Source organism: Schaalia sp. lx-100 (assembly GCF_021083625.1).
Lineage (GTDB): Bacteria > Actinomycetota > Actinomycetes > Actinomycetales > Actinomycetaceae > Pauljensenia.
This window is the reverse complement of record NZ_JAJNRP010000003.1, coordinates 66,419-90,944: the sequence shown is the minus strand read 5'-3', so window position 1 is coordinate 90,944 and position 24,526 is coordinate 66,419. Positions and strand designations below refer to the sequence as shown.

Genomic DNA, 24,526 nt, shown 5'->3' with positions numbered 1-24,526 from the left:
CACTTTCCCTCAAAATGAACGCGGGCGAGTCGGCACGTTCTTCATCACTAAGCGTGAGGGCGGCCAGCACATTACGATGGTAGGCATGAGCGTGTCCCATGAACGTATTCTCGAAGCCCTTTCAACAGTTATTGACCCTGAGATTCACCGTCCCATTACTGAACTCAATATGGTTGATTCCATCTCCATTGATGGCTCAACAGTAGCAGTCACTATTCTTTTAACAATCGCTGGCTGTCCTATGCGTAACAAAATCAATGCTGATGTTCATGCTGTTCTCACAGCTCTTGAAGGCGTTGATGATGTCACAATCACCATGGGTGTGATGAGTGACGAGCAAAAGAAAGCCCTCCGTGAAAAACTCAATGGTGGCAGGCCTGAACGAGAAATTCCTTTCGCTTCACCTGACTCACTTACTCGCGTCATTGCGGTCACATCCGGTAAAGGCGGGGTTGGGAAATCCTCGATGACTGCGAACCTTGCTGCCGCTTTAGCTCGCTCAGGCGTCAAAGTCGGTGTAATGGATGCTGATATTTACGGTTTCTCTTTGCCACGTATGCTCGGTATTACCCACGAGCCGCAAGTTCTCGATGGCATGATTATTCCCCCCGTTGGTGCAGCCGGAGTCAAAGTTGTATCTATTGGGATGTTTGTTCCAGATGGGCAGCCTGTTATCTGGCGTGGGCCTATGCTTCACCGTGCGCTCCAACAGTTCCTTGCAGATGTATTTTGGGGTGATTTAGATGTGCTCCTCATTGATATGCCGCCTGGTACAGGGGATGTGGCAATCTCGATTGCTCAGTTACTGCCAAACTCTCAGATTCTCGTGGTCACTACTCCTCAAGTAGCAGCCGCAGAAGTAGCTGAACGCGCAGGTTCAATTGCAACGCAAACTCACCAAAAAGTGATCGGTGTTGTCGAAAATATGTCATACCTTGAACAAAATGACGGTACTCGTTTAGAAATTTTCGGTACAGGAGGCGGTGATTCGGTTTCCCAACGTCTCACTGCGCAGCTTGGCTATCCTGTGCCTTTACTCGCTCAAGTTCCACTGGATATTGCTTTACGTGAGGGTGGTGACACAGGTGAACCGGTTGCTTTATCGCAAGGACCGGCTGCTACTGTGCTCACTGAACTTGCTGCTTCTTTACGTCACAGTGATCGTGGTTTAGTGGGTCGTCCTTTAGGAGTTTCTCCTTTGTCGAAGAATTCATAATTCGTTCCCTACTCAAACTTCACACATATCAGATATTCGACATGCCAGAACGCTGGTGTATGTGGCTCTCGCACGCACTTTTCTTCAAAGTAAAGTGTCTGTCATTATTGCGTACAATTGGTGAATATCTGGAGCACAAGTGAAGTCATGCACTCAAACGCGTACATTTTATGTGTTTGTCTGACATGCCCACACAACACGATTTAGGCTTAGATACGCGCTCGCACAGGCGCTTACCGTGCCTGTAGTTACTACACGGAGGCATCATGTCCACTGACAAGGCTCAAACATGGGTGTACGCAGAAGATTACATTCCTGAGCATGAAGTTCTTTTAGCTGCACGTGACGCTGCCGTTGAGGTTGGCGCAGCTCCCGTCTCAACTGGGATTGGCGCGACTTTGCGTATGCTTGCCGCTGTTTCTGGTGCGCGGGCTGTTTTAGAGATCGGTACCGGAGCTGGAGTATCGGCCCTGTGGTTACTTGATGGGATGCCTGCTGACGGGGTGCTCACAACTATCGACCACGAAGTTGAGTTCCATAAGCACGCGCGACGAGCTTTCACCGCCGCAAAAATTTCACCACAGCGTACACGCCTAATTGCTGGTCGAGCACTCGATGTCCTCCCCCGTATGGCCGCTCGCGCCTACGACATGCTGGTCATTGACGGGGATGTTCTTGAAGCGCCTCAATACCTCGATCATGCTGTACGCGTTTTGAGGCCTGGCGGTGTTGTAGCTTTTGTCCACGCTTTATGGCATGACCAAGTAGCAGATCCTGCTCGTCGTGATCCTGAAACAGTTGTTTGCCGTGAACTTGTCCGTTTCCTCAGCACATCAGAAGATTTCATTCCTTCATTACTTCCTGTAGGTGACGGCCTGCTTGTCGCTGTGAAACGTTAAGAAGCCCCCATATATCTCATCCGTGAGCCTGTCATTGAGGGGCCTCGAACATGCATAAAACCTGTAGCTACTTATAAGTAGCTACAGGTTTTATATTTGGTATCTATATCTACAAGAAGCACCGCAAAGGATCTATCAAGATACCGTATCGACTTTTATTTTCTTATCAGGTAGGCCTGCAACGGCTCCATCAAATATCGCTCAGATTTAGTGTTCAGCCGCAGGCTCACCTTACACAGCGGAAGCAAGAGCTTGCGAAAGTGCCTGAGCTTCTTCAACAGTGAGTTCAATGACGAGGCGACCGCCACCTTCACTCGGAATACGCATAACAATTCCGCGACCTTCCTTTGACGCTTCAAGAGGTCCGTCACCGGTCCGAGGTTTCATGGCTGCCATGTGTATGCTCCTCACAGCTGAATTTCACTGACAATACATTGACACCTATCAATGAATACACTAATTCTACCTGTCTTTCGCATACCTGACAGAAGATATGAAAAAGCCCGACACTATCATTGTTTTTCACCCGTACCAGCGAAATTACTTTTCACCGATCACGTAACGCACAGCCTCCTCAGGTTCATCAACAACATGAAATAACAGCTCCTGACCTTCAGAAATCATCCCTTCATCCCGCATAGTCCCACTGATCCACTCAACCAGCCCCGACCAATAGCTACGCCCAACTAAGACCACGGGGAAAGAATGAATTTTTTGCGTCTGTACCAACGTAAGAGCTTCAAAAAGCTCATCTAATGTTCCAAAACCACCAGGCATCACAATAAAACCTGATGAGTACTTCACAAACATTGTTTTACGCGCAAAAAAGTAGCGGAAATTCACGCCACGATTCACCCATTGATTCAGTCCTTGTTCATGCGGTAATTCAATACCTAAACCAATAGAGGTTCCACCGGCTTCCCAAGCCCCTCGATTCGCCGCTTCCATCGCGCCTGGGCCACCACCAGTAATAACCGCATAACCTGCTTCAACCAGCAAAGAACCAATACGTTGAGCTTTCACATAATACGGATGATCGCGAGGTATACGCGCCGACCCGAAAACAGAAATAGCTGGACCTACTTCAGATAATGCGCCAAAACCTTCAACAAACTCCGACTGAATACGTAGCACACGCCACGGATCATCATGTAGCCAGCGAGTATCTTTATGATGCCGTAAAAGCTGTGTATCTAACGTGTCTTCAGGGATCTGACCACCTCGTAATACAAGCGGACCCCTACGATGCGCAGGTTGCGGATCAGAACCGACTGCCATATCCTCAGTCCGCTGTTCCTGTGGAACAGACATCCCCATAGTCGCATCATTCATCTTTGCCTCCACTGACATATCACAAGTTCCACATCCCATTATTTTCCTTCATCACACTACGCACACACCCACCTAAGCAATTTGAGCGCCTATCCTACCCATTCACATATCAGCTCTTATGGCCTAACCAGGATGCCAACGTATGAGCACATTGACGTATCTGAGCAACTTGTACACGTTCTTCACGAGTATGAGCCAGCAAAGGATCTCCCGGACCATAATTCAAAGCAGGAACCCCCCTTGCAGCAAAACGCGCCACATCAGTCCACCCGTATTTTGGCCCCACAATGTCGCACGAATATCCATGATAAACAGAGGCAACCGAGCTAACAGCTGACACAAAATCCTGAGCAATCGGCATATGCATTCCCGGACGCGCACCCACGGCCACATCTTCCACACATATGTGCGCGCCAGAGCCAACAAAATATTCACACACACGTTCTACTGCTTCTTCAGGTGTGCGACTAGGCGCAAAACGATAATTCACCCACACAGAAGCCTTATCTGGAACAACATTCCCAGCAATCCCACCTTCTATTCGGACCACCGATAAAGACTCTTTATATGCCAATCCATCGACATCCACCTCAGGGTTCCCATATGAGGCAAGCGAGGCAATAATAGGGGCTGTCTTGTGAATCGCATTATCCCCTGTCCATGAACGCGCTGAATGAGCTGCTTTCCCCGAAAAATCAGCGCGAATACGTACCGTCCCGTTACATCCACCTTCAATACGAGCATCTGTCGGTTCCCCAAGAATAGCGAAATCTGCATCCAACCAATCCGGATGATTCCGTTCAATCCTGCCCAAACCATTCAATTCAGCAGCGACTTCCTCATTGTCATAAAAAATCCATGTCACGTCATAGCGTGGATTTCGCACATGGACAGCCGCGTATAAAGCCATAGCCACACCACCAAGCATGTCCACGCTGCCGCGGCCTACTAAATAATCATTGCCTTCATATGTCAGGCGTTGGTGAGGAACATTATCAGCTATCGGCACGGTATCCACATGTCCTGCAATAATGACACGCTCAGATGCACCTTGATGTGTGCGAGCAAGTACTGCATCACCGTCACGCAGCACTTCTAAATGTCCGCATGTGCGCAGCAGTCGTTCCACAGCGTCAGCAATCTGTTTTTCTTGACCGCTTACCGAAGGAATATCAATCAGCTGAGCAGTAAGTGTCACTGGATCATCGGCTGTCAGTTGATATGTCATTGTCTTCCTTTATGCTTTGTGCACAATTTTGTTCTTATGTCAGAGGATACGTGTGAAGATACCTTCAACGCTTCCCTTATTTTCCGTGTTGATGCATCATGACAGTTCGTAACAACCGCACTACAAGCTCCCCTGAGCGTATTACACGCATACGCAGCATCGCATCACAGCCCCGACAGACACAGAAAAGCGCCAAAAATCGTGAAATGCTTCTGTGGTTGCGTAAAAGAAATATCACAAAAGACATGCAGATATTTTTCAACATGTACCCACCAAAGGTAAAAAGTAGAATTTCTGGCATGTCTGATCTTGTTCATACACCGGATATTCGCGTGTCTTCTTCACGTGATAATGGTCCGGCTCCCTTAAGCGACACTAATCCTTTTGAGGTAGCGGAAGCAGCTGCACGTTCACTGCGTTCTCGAACAGGTATTGAGCACTATGACATTGCTTTAGTTCTTGGCTCTGGTTGGGCCGAAGCCACGCAGTTACTCGGTGAAGTTGTCGCGTCGATTCCAGCACGCCAAATTCCTGGTTTCCGCGCTCCAGCGGTCCCTGGTCACCAGCCCTGCCTCATCTCTGTCAAGATTGCTGGCACAGACCGCTACGCCCTGGTCCTCGGTGCCCGCACACACTATTACGAAGGTCATGGTGTGCGCGCGGTTGCTCATGCTGTTCGTACAGCAGCCGCATGTGGAGCTGGCACTCTTATCCTGACAAATAGCTGCGGTTCTGTACGACCCGAATGGGGGCCTGGAAGCGTTGTCCTCCTTCGTGACCACATCAACCTCACAGGTGCTTCACCTATCGAAGGCGCTCATTTCGTTGACCTTACTGACCTGTATTCACAGCGCCTACGTGACATTGCTCATCGCGTTAATCCTGATCTTCCTGAGGGCGTGTACACGCAATTTTGCGGACCCCATTACGAAACACCAGCCGAAGTACGCATGGCAGGAATACTTGGTGGGGATCTCGTCGGAATGTCTACCGCTTTAGAAGCAATTGCTGCTCGCCAGTCAGGTATGGAAGTGATGGCTTTGTCTTTAGTGACAAATCTTGCCGCCGGAGTTGGTTCCACACCGTTATCTCACGAGGAAGTAATTGAGGCCGGACGCGAAAGCACTGAAAGAATCTCCACTTTACTTGCTGGTATCGTCCACCGCATTGCCACCGAAAATTGCTGAACCTATACACGTGTGCCGCGCCTATGACAGGCGCGGCACACGTAAATAATCGAACAGATCAGGCGATCACAAAATCAACGTGCAAGAGCACACGAGAAACAGGGTGACGCTGTACCTCACGCATAACCACTGTGTATGTGGTTCCATCGACAACCACATCAACAAGATCTTGACGGTGGTCACGTACAGCGAGGAATAATTCATGCCCCGGTACATCTACGTGTAAAGTTTCCTGGCCCTTGCCATACACGGAAACTGGAACTAATCCGTCACGACGAGCGCGACGAGCAGCACCCTTACCGAATTCTGAACGAACCTGACCAACAAGAACCGGTTTTTCACTCATGATGAGCCTCCTTCACAACTGCGAGTTCACATTACGCGCACCAGCACACCAGAACCCGCAACGCATACACATCACGGAGGCCCTGTCGATAACGGCTTTACTTCACACCCTGCCCTTATGCGCAGTCATATGCAAGCAGCCCTCGCCGGAGCAACCCCACCAGTGTAGCGTGAATAGTAATATTTAAGCCACTCCATCAAATAAAGATGTGACGGAACCGTCTTCAAAAACCTCATGAATCGCAGTTGCCAGCAGGGGCGCGATAGGTAAAACCGTGAGCGTGGGGAAACGCTTTTCCGGCGTAATCGGCAAAGTATCAGTCACCACAACTTCCGTTGCACCGCACTCTGCTAAACGACGTGTCGCAGGGTCAGACAAGATACCGTGTGTCGCAGCCACGATCACAGACTGCGCGCCCGCAGAGTACAAAACCTTTACTGCTTCAGCGATTGTGCCTGCTGTATCAATCATGTCATCAACCAGCACACACTGTTTACCTGCAACATCACCTACTACTCGGTTTGCCACAGCAACATTTGGTCGAGTCGTATCACGAGTTTTGTGAACGAAAGACAAGGGACAGCCCCCCAGTTTTGCTGACCATTTTTCTGCCACGCGGATACGACCTGCATCAGGTGAAACCATCACCACATTGCTTAGGTCAACACGAGTACGTACATAATCAACTAAAACCGGCATAGCCCACAGGTGGTCAACGGGACCATCAAAGAATCCCTGTTCCTGCGAGGCGTGTAGATCCACACTCATCACACGATCAGCACCTGCAGTCTTATACATATCTGCTATAAGACGCGCTGAAATAGGTTCACGTCCTTGATGTTTCTTATCCTGACGCGCATAGGGGTAGAAAGGTGATACAGCTGTAATACGTTTCGCAGATGCACGCTTTGCCGCGTCAATCATCAAAAGCTGTTCCATCAGCCATTTGTTAATTGGGGAGGTGTGGGACTGCAAAACAAAAACATCAGCGCCACGTAAAGATTCAGTGAAACGCACATAAATTTCACCGCTCGCAAAATCGTAGGCAGTTGTCGGCGAGACGCCGCACCCGAGGACCTCACCCACCTGATGTGCGAGTTCAAGGTGGGCACGTCCCGATACAAGGACAAGCCGCTTCTCACCACTGGTCACCAACCCGCTCATAGGTTTCCTTCCTCACAAATGGAATAAAACAGTCAGCCCGCTTGGACCTGACCACGAACACTAAAAGGAACCACGACCTCGCCCTCATCAATTTGAGCACCCACTGTCCACGCTGTTGGAACATGAGCATCATGCCCCACCTGCGTATCAATCAGTGTTGCCCCAGGACCGATAAGGCAACGAGAACCAATCGTGGTCCTCCCCCGCAACACGGTCGCAGGGAAAATTGTGGTATCTGGACCAATGGTGACATCCACATCAATCCATGTTGACATCGGATCAGGGATTGACACCCCTGCTCGCATATGTCCTTGACAAATCCGGCGATTAAATTCTGCGCCTAATTGCGCCAATTGAACACGATCATTACATCCTTGAATTTGCCAATGATCCTCAACGATCAGTGCTCCCACGGTTCGCCCTGCAGGGGCAGCCGCAGCCAACACATCAGTGAGATAAACCTCACCTTGCGCATTATTCGCTTTCACATCATGTAAAGCGGCGCGTAAAAATTGCGCATCAAAAGCATAAATACCCGCATTTACCTCAGAAATTGCGGCTTCGTCCGGCGTAGCATCACGTTGCTCTACGATACGGGTCACAATGCCATCAGGATTACGAATAATACGGCCATAGCCTGTGGGATCATCCAGTACGGCAGTTAATACCGTGACCGCATGTGAGCCTTCCTCATGCGCGGCAACAAGGTCCTCTAAAGTACGGACCGATAGCATCGGCACATCACCGTAGGTCACAACAATCGTTCCGTTGATTTTTCCGCAGACATTTTCCAATGCGTTGACAGCGCATTGTACGGCGCGACCTGTTCCTGGGATTTCATCTTGATCTGCGATCAGCGCATGTGGAGCAAAACGAAGGATCTCATCAGCAACTATTTCACGTTGATGACGGACAACCGCGACCAGATGTTCGGGTTGTAACGCCAAAGCCGCACGTACAGCATGACCGATCATTGAGATACCAGCTAAAGGATGCGCAACCTTAGGGATATCTGATTTCATTCGCGTACCCTGACCAGCGGCAAGAACAATAACGGCTGCAGGGTGAGTCATGAATCCTCCCAAAAGGGCTCAATCGGTGCGCGTCGAAGCAAAGCTCCACCAGCAGCTCCGCCCCCAGGATTCGAACCTAGACTAAGGGCACCAAAAACCCCTGTGCTGCCGTTACACCAAGGCGGAAAGCACATTTATTGTGCCACAACCTGAGGCACAATATCGAATCACGAATAGCACTTCAGCAATTAAGAGAGGAAAGCCACTAATCTTCCCTCAATACGGCCGGAGCAATAAAAGCTGCGATAACGTGAAGAATATGAACGAAAAACGCACACGTATGACAGGTGTCGCCCGTCGCGAACAGCTCATAAACGTTGGTAGGAGCCTCTTTGCATCTAAAGGTTTCGATGCGACAAGTGTCGAAGAAATCGCAGCAAAAGCAAAAGTATCAAAACCCATCATTTATGAACACTTCGGTGGGAAAGAAGGACTATACGCGGTGATAGTGGACCGTGAAGTTCAGGCACTCACCACAACTCTTGAAAATGCGCTCACCCGTTCACAGCGGCCCCGCGTCATCGTTGAATCCGCTGCGCTTGCCCTCTTAACATATATTGAAACGCATACCGATGGGTTCCGAGTCCTTATGCGCGACGCCCCATCAGCACACCATGCTGGCTCGTTTTCATCCATCATTGGGGATGTTGCTGCGAAAGTTGAGCACCTCCTCGCTCAACAGTTCGATGCTTCACATATGAATCCGCGATATTCACCTCTGTACGCACAGATGCTTGTCGGACTCATAGCTCAAGTCGGTCAATGGTGGCTGGATGAACGGCATATGAGTAAAGAAAAAGTAGCTGCCCATGTTGTCAACCTTGTGTGGTATGGAATGAGGGATCTGCGCACAACACCTTCACTGATGTCTGATAAAAACAATTCAGGCACTAACGTAGTGCTATGACTACCACGATTTCTTTTGATGAAGCCACTGTACGCCAATGGATTGCCGACGATCCTGATACTGATACTGCGCGCGAACTCAGCGAACTATGTGAGGCAGCGATAAATGGGGACGCGGAAGCTGATGCGGAAGTCGCCGATTGTTTTTCTTCGCTCCTGCATTTTGGTACTGCTGGCCTCAGGGGAACTCTTGGACCTGGCCCTCATCGAATGAACCGTGCCGTTGTTATTCGTGCTGCATGTGGGCTATCACAGGTCCTTCATGAATGTGTAGGTGAAGGTTTTAGCGTAGTTATCGGCTATGACGCACGCTATGGTTCTGCTCAATTTGCTGAGGATACTGCCGCTGTTGTTGTTGCAGCTGGCGGCCGTGCTTTACTGATGCCCTCTGCTTTGCCTACGCCTGTAACTGCCTTTGCTTTGCGCCATATGAATGCTGATGCCGCAGTCATGGTGACAGCTTCGCATAACCCACCTCAAGATAACGGGTATAAGGTCTACCTAGGTGGTCGAGTCATTACGGATGCTGGCCAAGGGGCGCAAATTGTTCCGCCTTTTGATTCACGTATTCATGAGGCTATTGCTGCTGTTCCTTCAGTTTCTTGCGTGCCACGCGCCACGTCAGGGTGGGAGATTGTCAGCGAAGACATCATTCAAGCGTATGTTGATACTGTCGCTTCCCTCATCCCAGATGGGCCGCGTGACCTGCGTATCGTATTAACTTCAATGCATGGTGTCGGGGGCGAAACTATGCTACGTGTCCTTAAAGCTGCTGGTTTCACAGATGTTCACGTGGTCCCCGAACAGCATGATCCAGATCCGCGTTTCCCGACGGTTTCCTTTCCAAATCCTGAAGAACCTGGTGCGCTTGATTTATCTTTTGCGCGGGCACGTGAACTTTCAGCAGATATTATCTTGGCAAATGATCCTGATGCTGATAGGTGCGCCGCGGCGATACCTGATCCGGCATACGAGGGTGCGTGGAGGCAGCTCACTGGCGATGAAGCAGGAGCACTACTGGGCGAGCAGATAGCTCAAACATATGAAGGTGATTCGCAGGCTGTTTTAGCTAATTCCGTGGTGTCGTCACGTTTACTCTCGCAAATAGCGGCAGCGCATGGTTTGTCTTATCAGCACACGCTGACAGGTTTCAAATGGATTGCGCGTGTTCCTCATTTAGTTTTTGGTTATGAGGAGGCCATAGGCTACTGCGTTGATCCGCTGCATGTGCGTGATAAGGATGGGATTTCTGCCTGTTTGAGTTTGGCTGCTCTTGCTGCCCAGTGTAAAGCCAATTCGCGGAGCCTGCGTGATGTGCTCGATGATTTAGCGCGTACTCACGGGCTTTATGCGACAAGCCCGCTAAGTATCCGCGTGGAGGATCTATCTTTGATTGGGAAGGCAATGGCGCATGTACGTGCGCATGGTATTGCTTCTTTGGCGGGTTCACCGGTGGTGGAATGTGTTGATCTGTTGGAGGGCTGGAATGGGCTTCCTCCGACTGATGGATTACTGTTCCTGACGAAAGCTCATGATCGTGTCGTTATACGCCCTTCGGGTACAGAACCTAAACTCAAATGCTACTGTGAAGTTATTATTCCTGCAGAAGGACAAAATGTAGCTGCTGCACGACTTCACGCGGATGAACGTTTAGAGCTCGTTAAAAATGATGTCCGTCAGGCATTAGGTATGTGATTTCTGTAGCCGTGCGTAACATAAAAAGCACGGTTTTTACGTGAAGTCGTAAAAGAGTATTGGGCGGTGAGTTTTTACATTCACCGCCCAACAGTTTTGTGCACTCACCCTAGTTGTGGGTGTTCACCTACTCGGCTAAAGCCTCCAAGATTTGTCGAGAGGCAGAAAGACCTAATCGATTCGCACCTGCTTCAATCATGGCTTGAGCTGTTTCAACATCACGGATACCACCGGAAGCTTTTACTCCCATTTCTTGTCCTACTGTGGCTCGCATCAGGGCCACAGCATGAGTGGATGCGCCCCCCGCTTTATGGAAGCCGGTGGAAGTTTTCACAAAATCTGCTCCTGCCGCTTGCGAAGCCTGACATGCAGCCACAATCTCATCATCTGTTAAAGCTGCTGATTCAATAATGACTTTCAAAACGACATGCGGTGCCGCTTCACGAACCGCACGAATATCTGATTCAACTGCGTCCCAGCGTCCTTCTTTAGCGAATGCAAGATTAATGACCATATCAACTTCGTCGACGCCATGAGCGGCAGCTTCAGCAGCTTCAGCAGCTTTCACAGCAGAGCTATGCGCCCCTGAAGGGAAACCGCATACACACGCAACTTTCAGTCCTTCAGGAACACGGATCGGCAACATACTTGGTGAAACGCATACAGAGTATGTGCCAAGTTCGATGGCTTCTGTGACAAGGGCTTCAACATCCGTACTTTTTGCTTCAGGAGCTAATAAAGTATGGTCAATCATTGCAGCAATTTCGTGACGTAGCATTTTCTCCCCTTATACGCATATGCGTGTATTTTCTGTATTTTCCTTTGTGTTCTTTACGCTTTCGTAGGCCGAGTACTACCTAGCACAGACTTTACGAAGCAGTAATACGGTCAATAATGACACTTCCTTGTTCCCCTGTAGCTTCAGGACCAATACCTATTGCCCCGGCGAGCGCTTGGCAGGCTCGTTCAAAACGTTGCGGAGTTGCCGTATGTAAACGCAGAAGCGGTTGCCCTTTGTGTACAGCTTCACCTGGTTTCACGAGGATTTCAATACCTGCTTCACTTTGTACGGGATCTTCTTTACGGGCGCGGCCTGCCCCTAAACGCCATGAAGCAACACCAAGAGCAAGGGCATCCATTGATGTCAGATAGCCACTGCTTTCTGCGCATATTTCTTCTGTGTAAGGTGCTACCGGCAGCGGGGCATCAGGGTCACCGCCTTGAGCGCGAATCATATCGCGCCATTTATCCATTGCACGTCCGTCTTTCAAAGCAGCTTCAGGATCAGCATTCGGCAGGCCGGCTAGGGTCAGCATTTCTTTAGCCAATGTGAGTGTCAATTCAACGACATCTGCTGGACCGCCACCTGCAAGGACCTCACATGCTTCACGAACTTCCAGTGCATTACCGACCGTGCGACCTAAAGGCACATCCATCGCGGTCAAAAAGGCAACGGTGTTCACACCAGCGTCATGCCCCAACTCAACCATTGTGCGTGCAAGCTGCGTCGCTTGTTCACGATCTTTCATAAAGGCCCCCGCCCCCACCTTCACGTCAAGGACAAGCGCACCGGTACCTTCCGCTATTTTCTTTGACATGATCGATGAAGCGATCAGAGGCACACAGTTCACCGTAGATGTGGTATCACGTAAGGCGTACAGTTTCCGATCAGCTGGAGCAAGCCTTTTCCCTGCAGCACAAATAACAGCTCCGGGACCAGTGCCGAGGATATTCATGATTTCCTCATTGCTGAGCAGTGCGCGCCAGCCTGGGATTGCTTCCATTTTGTCTAGTGTGCCACCTGTGTGCCCAAGGCCTCGGCCAGAAAGCTGAGGGACAGCCACGTTAAATACTGCAACCAGTGGGGCTAAGGGTAGCGTGATTTTATCACCAACCCCTCCGGTGGAATGTTTATCAACGGTTACTCGCGGCAAGGCAGAAAAATCCATCCGTTCGCCGCTACGGATCATGGCGTGTGTCCACCGTGCTATTTCAGATCGATCCATACCGTTGAGGAAAATAGCCATAGCTAAGGCGGCCATCTGTTCATCAGCGACCACGCCGCGCGTGTAAGCGTCAATAACCCAGTCAATCTGGTCGTCACTTAATCGGAAACGATCTCTTTTAGCAGCGATAATGTCAACAGCGTCAAAAAGTTCCGTTGTCATGAGTTTTCTCTCTCGCGGCGAGTATGTGCGTATTGAAGATCTGAGGGGCCAAAACCTCCGGGGAGAACTTCATTGATTGTCATGTATCCCTGTGGCATCAGTAAAAGCATGTTTGGTGCTGCATGTTCAAATAGAAGTTGGCGGCAGCGTCCACATGGAGCGCACGGATTTCCGTGTCCGTCAACGCAGACAAAGGCTAGGAGTTGCCCGCCTCCGCCTCGTATAAGATCAGAAATCAGACCACATTCAGCGCATAAAGTCACGCCATAGCCCGCGTTTTCGACATTGCACCCTGAAATGATGCGTCCGTCGTCTGTGAGTGCTGCTGCTCCTACGCGAAAATGTGAGTACGGAGCATAGGCGTATGAGGCGGCTTCGCAGGCCACTTCATGAAGTTTCTGCCATGTTTGTTCACTGATAGGGTCACGCTGTCTCACGGGTAAGGCACTCCTTCTGCAGCGGGGGCACGGACTGCACCAACAAATCCTGCGACGGCGAAGATTGTGACGACATAGGGGATCATGAGTAAGAATTCTGCGGGGATTGGCGCGTTAACGGCCTGCATAATTGCACCCAAGTTTGTTGCAAAACCAAAAAGCAATGCTGCTGCGAAAGCGCCTTTCGGATTCCAACGACCAAGAATCATTGCAGCTAAAGCAATGAAACCGTTTCCAGCCGCAATATTCTTTGAGAAAGCAAGACCTTCACCAACAGTGAAAACAGCTCCGCCAAGACCTGCGATAGCACCCGCCATAATGACGTTTTTCCAACGCAAGGCATTGACACGGATACCGACCGTGTCAGCAGCTTTCGGATGCTCACCACAAGCTCGGGTACGTAATCCCCAACGTGAAGAAAAGAGCGCGATTTGAACCGCGATAACCGCTACGTACATCAGGTAGACCAGCAGTGTTTGGTTGAATAAAACCGGCCCAATGATTGGAATATCTTTCAGCACGGGAATGGGCATAGTCGGCAATGGTAATGCTTGGTTTAATTCTGGCGCATTTTTCAACTGCGTTGAAAACATGAAGCTGGTCAATCCCACAACAAGCATATTCAATACGACACCGACAACAATGTGGTCTGCACGGAATTTAATGGTAAATAAAGCCAGAAGAACAGAAACCAACATACCTGCGATTGGTGCTGCAATAAGGCCGTATAAAGGATTACCACCAAGCGAAGCGGCCACGACAGCAAAGAAAGCACCCAACAGCAGTTGGCCTTCAATCGCGATATTAATAACGCCTGTGCGTTCACAGATAATACCTGTCAATGCCCCATATACCAGGGGGGTCGCAAAAAGGAGGCCACCAGAAAGTAAGGAAACCACTGGCAGGACTGATGATTCTTTACCGGCGACTGTCCATATCAGGAATACAAGGACGAAAGAGGCACCGACAATTGTGACCAGCCATCCGTTACTTTCACGGCGTTGGCGAGCACGTATCCAGATGACAGCGGTAGCAATCAGCGAGCAGGAGCTCAAAATTATTCCTGTAAAAAGTGCAGGAATAGTTACTTCACCTAAGGTAAACCACGAGGTTGCACCAATAAAAGACACACGTGAGTTTCCTGAGGACATGCATGTCATCAGTATGCTCAGGGCAGTCATGATGGCACTCACGATAGGATCACGCCACTGAACAGGTTTAAGGACTTTCCCGTTTTCTGCTTGCGTGATTGCAGGGACGATGCTGCTACTCATGCTTGGGCCCCTTTCGTTGCTGATGTGCGCTGAGAAGCCTGCGCTGATGAAACACGATCGGCTGCTTTCTTTTCTCGTCGCAGACGAATCGCTTCCGAAGCAGCGATCAGCAACACAATGATTGCTTGAGTGATTTGAACAATGTCCACAGGAATCTGCGCTGAGGAGGCTTGCATCACTGCGCCACCGGCTGCAAGACCACCAAAAAGAAGGCCTGCAAGAACGACACCTAATGGGCTGGATTTACCTAGCAGAGCAACAGTAATCGCATCAAAACCATAAGACCCTGCTACTGACCCACTGATAGCTTTTTCTGTCCCCAGAATCGGCCCTGTGGCTGCAAGACCTGCAAGGGCACCTGACAGGATGAGTGTCATCATTAAAATTCGTGACACATTCATTCCAGCGGTGCGGGCAGCTTCAGGATTAGCGCCAGCGGCACGTAGTTCAAAACCAAATGTTGAGCGTTTCAAAAGCCACCAGACAAAAATAGCGGCTGCAATAGCGACAATAAAACCAAAATGTAAACGGAAAGAGGAACCTAAGATCAGTGGATATGTGGCGGTGGGGTGTACCCGCTGCGATAAGGACGGGTATCCGCCTTCACCGTAGAAAACTTTCTGAGCTAACAAGTACTGCATAAGGTACACGGCAATCGAGTTCATCATGATGGTCACAATGACTTCATTGGCGTGAAGTTTCGCGCGTAAAATCCCAGGGACCAAACCCCACAGTCCGCCGCCAAGAACAGCACCAATCATCGCAACGATCAGGTGCAGAACCGGCGGAAGATCCCAGGAAAAACCTACGAAACCTCCCAAAACTGCGCCCATCATAAGTTGCCCTTGCACACCAATATTGAACAGGCCTGCGGTAAATGACACCGCGATAGCTAGACCTGCGATGATGAGCGGAACTGAACGGGTCATTGTTTCTGTCAGAGGCCTGAAAGCGCCTTCAATTGTGGGTTGTGTCCAGTCAAAAATGGCTCCACGGATAAGGGAAAGGAAGAATCCTCCACAGGCATTACCGAAAGCTGAAAAGAAATCACTCGGGCGGGCAAAAAAATAGCCGACTGTGTGTTGGACTTTCTCATCAAAGAAAACAACGATGAGCGCGCCGAGGAATAAAGCGACAATCACAGCCATTGCGACTGTTGTGGTTGATGGGCTTATACATCGTTTAATAAAAGTCGATGCCCATGATCGTGCCTGTTTTTCTGAAGGTGCGGATACCGCTGGTGGGGCTTGTGTGCTCATTTGTCCTCCTCGGAAGCAGTACTCGTATGGGCAGCTTGGGCGCGTGCTTCATTTTCAGGAATGCCAGCCATCATGAGTCCTAAAACTTCAGCGGGGGTATCTGCGTTGACAATACCGACAAGACGTCCTCGGTACATCACAGCAATCCTGTCAGCTAGAGCCATGACCTCATCAAGTTCTGTTGAGACAACGAGGAGGGCTGTCCCTTTGTCGCGTTCTGCGACGATACGGGAATGAACGAATTCAATCGACCCTACATCCAGGCCTCGTGTAGGTTGCGAAAGGACGAGGACACGCAGGGGACGTGAAAGTTCGCGTGCAAGAATGGCTTTTTGTTGATTACCGCCCGACAAAGTAGAGATGGGATCGTGGACGGATGTTACGCGCACATCGAATTCATCGCGTAATGCCTGCGCATGTGTGTCAATTGCTTTGAGGTCAAGTGATATTCCGTGTGAAAAAGGCTGATTTTTGTGCTGGTCAAGAATCATATTTTCAGCGATAGTGAAAGAAGAAATCATGCCATCTTGACTGCGATCTTCGGGAACATAGCCAAGTCCTGCGGCGAGTCTGCGTTTAATGTCGAGCGCGGTGACATCGCGGCCATCAATTTCAACGGTTCCTGCATCGGGTTGTCGTGATCCAAGGGTGACTTCACAAAGTTCTGTCTGGCCGTTTCCTTGAACGCCCGCAATACACAGAATTTCACCTTGCCGCACATCAAGGTTGATGTTATCTAAAACTGGAATGCCTGATTCGTTAAGTACTGTCAGTTCACGATACGACAAGGCTATATCGCCGGCATGTGATTCTGTTTTCGATACACCAAGGTCCACCGGTCGGCCAACCATGAGGGTCGCTAATTCATTTTCTGAGGCGGTAGGTTTTGCTTCGCCTACTACTTTACCTCGACGAATAACTGTGATGTGATCTGCGACGGCTCGGACTTCACGAAGTTTATGAGTGATGAGGACTATGGATGTTCCGGCTTCTTTTAGTTCCCGCATAATAGCGATGAGTTCATCTGTTTCTTGCGGGGTAAGTACAGCTGTAGGTTCATCAAGGATCAGGACTTGCGCGTCACGTGAAAGCGCTTTGATGATTTCAACACGCTGTTGCGCGCCAACAGGGAGGTCTTCGATCAGCGCATCAGGATCTATGTCGAATCCGAAACGTTCAGAAAGTTCGATGACTTTTTGACGGGCTGCTGCAGTATCGAGTATTCCTCCTTTGGTGGGTTCGTATCCTAGGGCAACTGATTCAGTCACAGTAAACACGGGGACGAGCATGAAATGTTGGTGAACCATGCCGATACCGGCTGCTACTGCGTCGCCTGGACCGTGAAATTTCTGTGGAACACCGTCTATGAGGATACGTCCATCATCGGGCTGATACAGACCGTAAAGGACATTCATGAGGGTGGATTTGCCTGCACCGTTTTCGCCGAGTAAGGCATGAATCTGCCCGGGTTCAACCACGAGGTCGATGTGGTCGTTGGCTACGAGTGGACCAAATACCTTAGTGATTCCTTCTAATTCAAGTTTCACAAAGGCTCCTATATCGCATCAGTGTCCGACAGAAAGTCACGTACCTTCATATAGCTTTATGCCGTGGTTTTGAAGTAGTGGTACCGTGTCGCTCTATCTTACAGACTTATTGTGATTTGTTGTGAAAAACAGTGGAAGGCGCAGGGTTTTCCCTGTGCCTTCCGCCTAGACAAAGAATCTACGATCACTGAGGAGTGTTCTTGGATTCAACCTTGAGTTTTCCTTCAGCGATCTGAGTCTTGAGTTTGTCAATTTCAGATTTAAGTTCTGCAGGAATTTTCGCATCGAAATCGTGGAATGGAGCGATACCGACACCTCCATTTGCAATGGTGCCTACATAGGCGGAACCATCCCATTTACCGTCACGTAAGGACTTCACCGTGTCAAAGACAGCTGCACCAATTTCTTTCATCACAGATGTCATGATGAAACTGCCGAAGTCAGCATTGGTGAGGTAGCCGTCAGCATCAACCCAGACAACGGATACGTTGCCATTTTCCTTAGCAGCAGCCAAAGTGCCATTACCTACAGGACCTGCGACAGGGAGAATAATGTCTGCGCCCTGTTCGATGAGCTGCATGGTGAATTGCTTACCTTTAGGTGCGTCTTCGAAGTTACCGACTGCGACTCCCTCTTGCTTTTCTTTATCCCAACCGAGCAGTTCCACTTTGGTTCCGTGGTCCTCGTTGTATTTTGCAATGCCGTCAGCAAAACCATCAGCAAAAATAGCTGTGGTCGGAATATTCATACCGAGGTATGTACCGACTTTACCTGTTCCTGTCATACCAGCGGCAGCATATCCGGCAAGGTAAGCAGCTTCCGCGGTGTTGAATACGAGGGCTTTTGCGTTTTCTTTTGCGTTTTCGAAAGTCGAGTCTACGAGGGCAAATTTAACTTCTGGGTGGGCTTGCGCGGCCTCATCCATAGCTTTTGCCATGAGGAAGCCCACGCCAATAATGAGGTTGCAGTTCTGTTGAATTTGAGCGGAAATATTTGAAGCGAAATCTTCAACGGATTGTGATTCAGAGTAGGCAACATCTACTCCGAGTTCAGCTTTTGCTTTTTCAAGACCGTTCTTGCCGGATTCATTGAAAGACTTGTCTTCAAAGCCGCCTGAGTCCGATACCATACAGGCCTTAATGTTGCCGTTACCTGAGGCGGAACCAGCTGATTGTGCTGCTTTTGAGCTCATCGTACTATCAGGAGCGGCACCACATGCTGCCAGGAGGAGCGAGGTTGCTGCACATGCTGCAACAGCGGTTATCTTCATCGGCTTCTTCACGGAAATACCTTCCTAGAGTCTAATTTCCCAGAGTTGATGCGGTTTTATCCGGCACTTCTTTCGATACTACCTGTATCTCCACATAAAATGCATAGTCGTGACCTTTTTGTAATCGTCATTTTTTCTGAGTTTTCCCACTCTTTCCAGATATCTTGATCGCCAGTATCATGAGGACATGACATCTAACGGCCCTATTTCCGCCTTTTCAGATGAAGTAGATAAAATTGTCGATTCGTGGTCACGCCAACGTCCCGATTTAGACACTTCCCCTATGCTCGTACTTTCACGTATTTCACGTTTAGCTCGCCATCTTGATCTTGAACGCCGTACAGCATTTGCTGACCATGACCTTGAACCGTGGGAGTTTGATGTCCTCGCGTCTTTACGTAGATCTGGTGCCCCTTTTGCCCTCACTCCTGGGCGGCTTATGACAGAGCTTCTTGTTTCTTCGGGAACTATGACCAATCGTATTGATCGTTTAGAAGCAAAAGGACTTGTTGAGCGTTCTCGTGAAAGTAATGATCGTCGAAGTATTACCGTTACTTTGACAGATAAGGGTAGGGATTGTGTCGATGGGGCACTTATGACATTACTTGCGTGTGAACAGCGTATTTTGTCCCCGCTGAGTGAGTCAGAGTTAGAGCTTTTAGGTAATCTGCTTCGCCCGCTTTTACTTCCTTTTGAATGATGGGAAGTAGAATTTCGGTTCAGCAAAATAAATAGGTGTCGTATAAATACGGTGTCATGTTTTGGCTTATAAAACTCGCAGCGCGAGAATCGTCGACGATGATGATTCTCGCGCTGCGAGTATGTGCTGTATGTATTCGATTTTTAGCGAGCTTCGTAGGATAAGCAGTCAGCGGTGTGAGCACCAACGCGAATAGCTTCGGCTGTGCATTCTAAACCGGAGTTGTGTGTGCAGTCAGCTTTTTGACATGCGCCCACGAATGTGGAGGCGTCTTTTAGTCCGCCTTTAATTGTGAGTGGAATGAATGTGGTGCATGTCTGTGCGTAACCGATAGTTACAGCTGCAGCTCCACAGGATTTTGTTTTGTTGTAGGAGCAGCTTTCAACGGAGCAATCAAGGATACGAGGACGTGTTGTTGTCATGACGATCTCTTTCGTTAATGTATGACGTAATTCGTCATTACCAGTGCTTGTTTTGTCATTTTCTAGTGAACATGACACAAAAGATTCTGTCACTATTTTTTGCATTTATGCAGGTCAAGCCGCATTTAATATGAAGGATTTTTTGATGACTTCAGTGGAATCGACTTGACCTAATTCCGTGTTGCGTAATTCAGGAAATTACGCAACATAACATAACGAAATTCGCTGTCCTCGAATAAGGTTTTCCTTACTCCAACAGTTGAGCAGCCTCCAACCACGCATATTCAAGCTCCTCAATTTCCTCTCTCACAGCATGTAATTGCGCAGAAGCCTGCGTCAGCTCCGGCAAAACACTCACATCTCCCACTACCTGCTGCGATAAATCAGCAACACGCGCCTCACATTCCTCTGCTTGGGATCGCATACGCTCTAAACGCCGCTCTAAACGGTCAGCCTCTTTTTTCGCTGCACGCCTTGCAGCCGAATCTGGCACCGGCCCTTCCGTGCTACGCGACTGTTCAACTGCACGAGAAAGCTCAGCAGCTTCCGCCCTCATTTCAAGGTATTGCTCCACACCTCGCGGCAATGCTCGAATCTGCCCGTCCCCCACTAAAGCAACCTGATGATCTGTCACTCGCTCCAACAGGTACCTGTCATGACTGACCACCACAAGCGTCCCAGAAAAAGTATCCAACAGATCTTCCATTGCAGCTAAAGTATCGGTATCCAAATCATTCGTCGGCTCATCCAACAACAAAACATTCGGTTCCGACATCAACAGGCGCATCAATTGCAAACGACGACGTTCCCCACCAGAAATCTCTGCCACACGAGTCCACGCACGTTCACGCGTAAAACCCATACGTTCCGTCATCTGAGCAGCAGTCACTTCCTTACCGCCCACCATCACCACCTGCGCCACTTGAGCAACAGCTTCAACAACCCTCAGATCAACTACATCATCTAACTCGCGCGTATCTTGAGATAATGTAGCCATGCGCACCGTTTTCCCTAAACGTACTCTCCCCGTCGAAGGCGCAATTTTACGGCGCAGCACATTCAACACAGTGGTTTTTCCTGCACCATTGACTCCCACAATACCGACACGTTCCCCCGCAGCTAAACGCCACGTGACATCCGAAAGAATATGCTTGTCCTGACCGTCAGATGCGGGGAAAACAACACTGACCCCCTCCAGATCAACCACATCTTTACCTAAACGACTGGTAGCCATACGCACAAGTTCCACATTGTCACGCGGTGGAGGAACATCCGCGATCAAGGCTTCCGCCGCCGCAATATGAAACTTCGGTTTCGATGTGCGAGCAGGAGCACCCCTACGCAGCCATGCAAGTTCTTTCTTTAATAGCTGTGAGCGCTTATGAGCCGCCACATCTGCCTGACGTGCGCGTTCTGCACGCGCAAGCGTGTACGCCGCATAAGAGCCATCGTATATTTCGACATGACCAGGGATTTGTGGGCGACTTCCCCCTGGGTCAATGCCAGGAACTACTTCCCAAATGTGCTCACACACCGCGTCAAGGAACCAGCGATCATGTGTGACAACAAGTAAAGCGCCTGAAGAACCTGCCTGCGAAAAACGATCATTCATGTGGCGAGCAAGCCAAGCAACCCCTTCCACATCTAAATGGTTTGTTGGTTCATCAAGACACACCACATCAGCTTCAGCTGCTAAAACACGAGCTAAAGCCACACGACGTTTTTGCCCTCCGGATAAGAAATTGATCGGCGCGTTAATATCAATTCCCGTTAATAAACCCGCGTGAATATCACGTATGCGCGGATCTGAAGCCCATTGATAATCTTCAGATCCAGCATGAATCGCCTGTATCACTGTTGCGCATGGGTCAAGAACATCAGATTGGTCCAAAAGTGCAATACGCACACCTTCACGTTTTGTTATCAGTCCAGCATCGGGAGTGATCTGGCCGGCAATCATACGTAAAAGAGTGGATTTACCTGCACCATTTGGTCCGAGAATACCGACACGACTTCCGTCCTCTACACTCACATTCACTGCTGATAGCAGATGTCGAGAGCCAACAAAAGCTCCCACATCTTGCGTTCCCAGAAGGTGTGCCATCGTTACGTATTTTCCTTACTGATATCCGTGGTCGTGCGCATACATGCCCACCCACATGTTCAATGTATTTTTGCGTTTTTCTGACAATGCGCGGGTCACAACGATTCCAGTCGCGCCCCTTGAGCTGGACCATGCGCGCAAATAGTCCGCTGCACATATGGGCTTTCCTCCCATGTGCGAGCAATCTGTAAAGCATGTTCTTCATCGCGAGCTAAAGCTGCGATTGTGGGGCCTGAGCCAGAAAGGAAAGCCGCAAGCGCTCCCGCTTGTCGCGCACTGCGCATTGTTTCTGTCAGTTCTGGGCGTAGTCTACATGCTGCTTCTGATAGGTCATTATGAATATGTGGGGCTATTTTTTCGCTTTCATCAGCAAAAAACATGTAGTGTTCAGGGTCTTTTGCAGGTAAAGGCTGCCATTTTCCTAAAGGTCCTCCGCCTGCGTCTAATTCTCGGAAAACTTCCGGTGTAGATAAGCCGCGATCAGAAAGCGCTAAAACCCAGTGCCGGGCAGGGACATGATTACTCAGGACGTGCATATGATCGCCACGTCCTGTTCCTAAAGACAGACCGCCTACTAGACAAGCTGGAACATCAGCGCCAAGGCTGCGGGCGATTGCGTGAAGTTGCTTTTCTTGCAAGGGCAGGTCCCATAATTTTTGACAGGCAATGAGGGTGGCTGCGGCATCTGCAGAACCGCCTGCCATTCCACCGGCAACGGGAACATATTTGTCTACTTGGATACTCACTCCGGCTGCGGTTTGTGCCCATGGTGTTGCCATTGCAAGTTTTTGCATAAGTTTTGCTGCACGCCAGGCAAGATGTGTACGCGGATCCATTTCAGTGAATATGCGCGTAGTTGGGTGGTCAATACTTCCATCAGGAAAATACGCTGTTGTCCTCACGTGGATACCTGGAGTGCGACTTGTTCGCACAGTTACTTTTTCCCTCAGATTAAGGGCTTCAAATACTGTGACAAGAGGGTGGTACCCATCAGGTTCAGGCGCCCCAACATACAGGCAAACATTGACTTTACTGGGAGCTGATGCAATAACTTCACGCATCGCGCTCTCCCCTGCGTTCCTGCATGTTTTCAGTTGATTGACGAGGCGGAATAATGCCTTTTTCACGCATATCTAGCAGGCACACACCTAGGGTCACAAAATCGTCGATGCTCAGTGTTTCCCCGCGCACCGATGGGTCAATTCCTGCGCTTTCAATTAACTCGGTGGCTTGCTCAGTTCCTCCTGACCACCTGCGTAAAGCTGCACGTAAAGTTTTACGGCGTTGCCCAAAAGCCACATCACATACTTCAAATGTTGCTAAACGTAGAGCGTGATCCCCACGAGGTTCAGCATTACGTTGCAGGTGTACAAGCGCTGAATCCACATTCGGGATCGGCCAGAAAACACTGCGTCCAATTGTGCCTACACGTTGCGCTTGACCGTACCATGCTGCTTTAACTGAGGGAACACCATATGTGCGACTTCCTGGTTCTGCTGCAAGACGATCAGCCACTTCTGCCTGAACCATGACAAGGACATCCCTCAGTGAAGGTAAGTGTTCAAGTAAGGATAAAATAACTGGGACGGCAACGTTATAGGGCAAATTAGCAACCAGTTTCGTAGGTGCCGGCCACAATTCGTCCTCCCTTTTTACCTCAGTGTCAGACCTGTTGTTTTCGTTTATGCTTCCTGCACGTTCAGAAGGAAGAAACTTATCGCTCTGCTCTGGTGTGTGCATAATTTTCTGGGAGGACGGAATAAGATCATCACAGGAACGCACATTCATCGCATCACCGAGGACTACACGGAAACGTTCAGCAGCCTCAGGCATACGTGCCCGAATCGTTTCTGGCAGGGCATGAGCTAAAGGCGGATCAATTTCCACGGCACGTACCCTAGCTCCAGCTTCAAGTAGGGCAAGCGTCAGAGAGCCTAAACCGGGTCCAACTTCCACGACTTCGTCACCTGATTCAATGCCGGCAGCACGAACAATCCTGCGAACGGTCCCGGCATCGTGAACAAAATTTTGTCCCAGCACTTTCGTTGGACGGATCCCCAGTGCTTCTGCAATTGCTCGGACTTCCAATGGCCCTAACAGACCCGTATCACAGGGGGTTACCCCCGCAGGTAAGGTAGGGTCCAGGCGGGAGTGACGAGTATGAGAAGCGGCTTTTCGTCGGCGAGGTGTTAATCCTGAAGTCACACAGGAAGTCTAATGTACTTCAGTCGTCAAAGCCGTATCCGCTGAAGGGAAGAAAGCAAGCGGTGCTTTTTGGCACACATAACTCAGCTCTCAT

At 49.7% G+C, this 24,526-nt stretch carries 23 protein-coding genes and 1 tRNA gene; 6 read left to right on the top strand and 18 right to left on the bottom strand.

Translation table 11 applies throughout. The features are described from left to right. Nucleotides 1-85 precede the first annotated feature (85 nt). Together LRP54_RS03215 and LRP54_RS03210 are read left to right on the top strand one after the other, a co-directional pair. Complete coding sequence (locus LRP54_RS03215; protein WP_231204303.1) at nucleotides 86-1,216, top strand: Mrp/NBP35 family ATP-binding protein; 1,131 nt, start codon at nucleotides 86-88, stop codon at nucleotides 1,214-1,216. Between the two features lie 266 nt (nucleotides 1,217-1,482). Then, on the top strand, nucleotides 1,483-2,115 hold the full coding sequence (locus tag LRP54_RS03210) for an O-methyltransferase (protein WP_231204301.1): 633 nt from the start codon (nucleotides 1,483-1,485) through the stop codon (nucleotides 2,113-2,115). Between the two features lie 231 nt (nucleotides 2,116-2,346). Here the strand turns inward: LRP54_RS03210 and LRP54_RS03205 are convergent, their stop codons facing one another. The 3 genes from LRP54_RS03205 to dapE all read right to left on the bottom strand — a co-directional run bounded on the left by LRP54_RS03205 (nucleotide 2,347) and on the right by dapE (nucleotide 4,675). Next, the gene (locus tag LRP54_RS03205) at nucleotides 2,347-2,511 is read right to left on the bottom strand and encodes a DUF3117 domain-containing protein (protein WP_231204299.1); all 165 of its coding nucleotides are present in this window, start codon (nucleotides 2,509-2,511) and stop codon (nucleotides 2,347-2,349) included. A 144-nt stretch (nucleotides 2,512-2,655) separates the two neighbouring features. Further along, complete coding sequence (locus tag LRP54_RS03200; protein ID WP_231204597.1) at nucleotides 2,656-3,393, bottom strand: TIGR00730 family Rossman fold protein; 738 nt, start codon at nucleotides 3,391-3,393, stop codon at nucleotides 2,656-2,658. A 163-nt stretch (nucleotides 3,394-3,556) separates the two neighbouring features. After that, entirely contained in the window at nucleotides 3,557-4,675 is a 1,119-nt protein-coding gene (gene dapE / locus LRP54_RS03195; protein ID WP_231234937.1) for a succinyl-diaminopimelate desuccinylase, read from the bottom strand. A 299-nt stretch (nucleotides 4,676-4,974) separates the two neighbouring features. Here dapE and LRP54_RS03190 point away from each other — a divergent pair, with 299 nt between their 5' ends. Then, the gene (locus tag LRP54_RS03190) at nucleotides 4,975-5,862 is read left to right on the top strand and encodes a purine-nucleoside phosphorylase (RefSeq protein WP_231234936.1); all 888 of its coding nucleotides are present in this window, start codon (nucleotides 4,975-4,977) and stop codon (nucleotides 5,860-5,862) included. A gap of 58 nt (nucleotides 5,863-5,920) precedes the next feature. Here LRP54_RS03190 and LRP54_RS03185 read toward each other — a convergent pair whose 3' ends face one another. The 4 genes from LRP54_RS03185 to LRP54_RS03170 form a co-directional block, all read right to left on the bottom strand. Next, nucleotides 5,921-6,208: a hypothetical protein gene (locus tag LRP54_RS03185; RefSeq protein WP_231204293.1), complete on the bottom strand. Its 288-nt coding sequence runs from the start codon at nucleotides 6,206-6,208 to the stop codon at nucleotides 5,921-5,923. 183 nt (nucleotides 6,209-6,391) lie between these two features. After that, entirely contained in the window at nucleotides 6,392-7,372 is a 981-nt protein-coding gene (locus LRP54_RS03180) for a ribose-phosphate diphosphokinase (protein WP_231204292.1), read from the bottom strand. 32 nt (nucleotides 7,373-7,404) lie between these two features. Continuing rightward, nucleotides 7,405-8,445, bottom strand: a complete 1,041-nt coding sequence (locus tag LRP54_RS03175; protein ID WP_231234935.1) for a bifunctional UDP-N-acetylglucosamine diphosphorylase/glucosamine-1-phosphate N-acetyltransferase GlmU — start codon at nucleotides 8,443-8,445, stop codon at nucleotides 7,405-7,407. 55 nt (nucleotides 8,446-8,500) lie between these two features. Next, nucleotides 8,501-8,571, bottom strand: a tRNA-Gln gene (locus tag LRP54_RS03170). 133 nt (nucleotides 8,572-8,704) lie between these two features. On the opposite strand from LRP54_RS03170, the gene LRP54_RS03165 reads away from it, so the two are divergent. Further along, on the top strand, nucleotides 8,705-9,352 hold the full coding sequence (locus LRP54_RS03165; protein ID WP_231234934.1) for a TetR/AcrR family transcriptional regulator: 648 nt from the start codon (nucleotides 8,705-8,707) through the stop codon (nucleotides 9,350-9,352). Further along, the gene (locus LRP54_RS03160; RefSeq protein ID WP_231234933.1) at nucleotides 9,349-11,046 is read left to right on the top strand and encodes a phospho-sugar mutase; all 1,698 of its coding nucleotides are present in this window, start codon (nucleotides 9,349-9,351) and stop codon (nucleotides 11,044-11,046) included. The genes LRP54_RS03165 and LRP54_RS03160 overlap by 4 nt, the downstream gene beginning before the upstream one ends. 127 nt (nucleotides 11,047-11,173) lie before the next feature. Here the strand turns inward: LRP54_RS03160 and deoC are convergent, their stop codons facing one another. The 7 genes from deoC to LRP54_RS03125 form a co-directional block, all read right to left on the bottom strand. Continuing rightward, complete coding sequence (gene deoC / locus LRP54_RS03155) at nucleotides 11,174-11,824, bottom strand: deoxyribose-phosphate aldolase (RefSeq protein WP_231204595.1); 651 nt, start codon at nucleotides 11,822-11,824, stop codon at nucleotides 11,174-11,176. 91 nt (nucleotides 11,825-11,915) lie between these two features. After that, on the bottom strand, nucleotides 11,916-13,214 hold the full coding sequence (locus tag LRP54_RS03150) for a thymidine phosphorylase (protein WP_231234932.1): 1,299 nt from the start codon (nucleotides 13,212-13,214) through the stop codon (nucleotides 11,916-11,918). After that, nucleotides 13,211-13,651, bottom strand: a complete 441-nt coding sequence (locus tag LRP54_RS03145) for a cytidine deaminase (protein ID WP_231234931.1) — start codon at nucleotides 13,649-13,651, stop codon at nucleotides 13,211-13,213. The genes LRP54_RS03150 and LRP54_RS03145 overlap by 4 nt, the downstream gene beginning before the upstream one ends. Beyond that, complete coding sequence (locus LRP54_RS03140; RefSeq protein ID WP_231234930.1) at nucleotides 13,648-14,925, bottom strand: ABC transporter permease; 1,278 nt, start codon at nucleotides 14,923-14,925, stop codon at nucleotides 13,648-13,650. The genes LRP54_RS03145 and LRP54_RS03140 overlap by 4 nt, the downstream gene beginning before the upstream one ends. Then, nucleotides 14,922-16,184 (bottom strand): ABC transporter permease, encoded by a 1,263-nt coding sequence (locus tag LRP54_RS03135; RefSeq protein ID WP_231234929.1) that lies wholly within the window; start codon nucleotides 16,182-16,184, stop codon nucleotides 14,922-14,924. Before LRP54_RS03135 ends, LRP54_RS03140 begins: the two co-directional genes overlap by 4 nt. Then, nucleotides 16,181-17,731 (bottom strand): ABC transporter ATP-binding protein, encoded by a 1,551-nt coding sequence (locus LRP54_RS03130; protein WP_231234928.1) that lies wholly within the window; start codon nucleotides 17,729-17,731, stop codon nucleotides 16,181-16,183. The genes LRP54_RS03135 and LRP54_RS03130 overlap by 4 nt, the downstream gene beginning before the upstream one ends. Nucleotides 17,732-17,915: 184 nt before the next feature. Continuing rightward, the gene (locus LRP54_RS03125; protein WP_442984587.1) at nucleotides 17,916-19,013 is read right to left on the bottom strand and encodes a BMP family lipoprotein; all 1,098 of its coding nucleotides are present in this window, start codon (nucleotides 19,011-19,013) and stop codon (nucleotides 17,916-17,918) included. Between the two features lie 175 nt (nucleotides 19,014-19,188). Here LRP54_RS03125 and LRP54_RS03120 point away from each other — a divergent pair, with 175 nt between their 5' ends. Further along, a complete protein-coding gene (locus tag LRP54_RS03120; RefSeq protein ID WP_231204275.1) occupies nucleotides 19,189-19,701 on the top strand; it encodes a MarR family winged helix-turn-helix transcriptional regulator in 513 nt (170 codons plus the stop codon). A 143-nt stretch (nucleotides 19,702-19,844) separates the two neighbouring features. Here LRP54_RS03120 and LRP54_RS03115 read toward each other — a convergent pair whose 3' ends face one another. From LRP54_RS03115 to LRP54_RS03100, 4 genes are all read right to left on the bottom strand, one after another. After that, a complete protein-coding gene (locus tag LRP54_RS03115; protein ID WP_231204591.1) occupies nucleotides 19,845-20,123 on the bottom strand; it encodes a DUF1540 domain-containing protein in 279 nt (92 codons plus the stop codon). A 247-nt stretch (nucleotides 20,124-20,370) separates the two neighbouring features. Further along, nucleotides 20,371-22,227: an ABC-F family ATP-binding cassette domain-containing protein gene (locus tag LRP54_RS03110; RefSeq protein WP_231234927.1), complete on the bottom strand. Its 1,857-nt coding sequence runs from the start codon at nucleotides 22,225-22,227 to the stop codon at nucleotides 20,371-20,373. Nucleotides 22,228-22,322: 95 nt separating this feature from the next. After that, a complete protein-coding gene (locus LRP54_RS03105) occupies nucleotides 22,323-23,288 on the bottom strand; it encodes a 4-(cytidine 5'-diphospho)-2-C-methyl-D-erythritol kinase (protein WP_231234926.1) in 966 nt (321 codons plus the stop codon). Further along, nucleotides 23,281-24,432 (bottom strand): ribosomal RNA small subunit methyltransferase A, encoded by a 1,152-nt coding sequence (locus LRP54_RS03100; RefSeq protein ID WP_231234925.1) that lies wholly within the window; start codon nucleotides 24,430-24,432, stop codon nucleotides 23,281-23,283. The genes LRP54_RS03105 and LRP54_RS03100 overlap by 8 nt, the downstream gene beginning before the upstream one ends. Nucleotides 24,433-24,526: the final 94 nt, after the last annotated feature.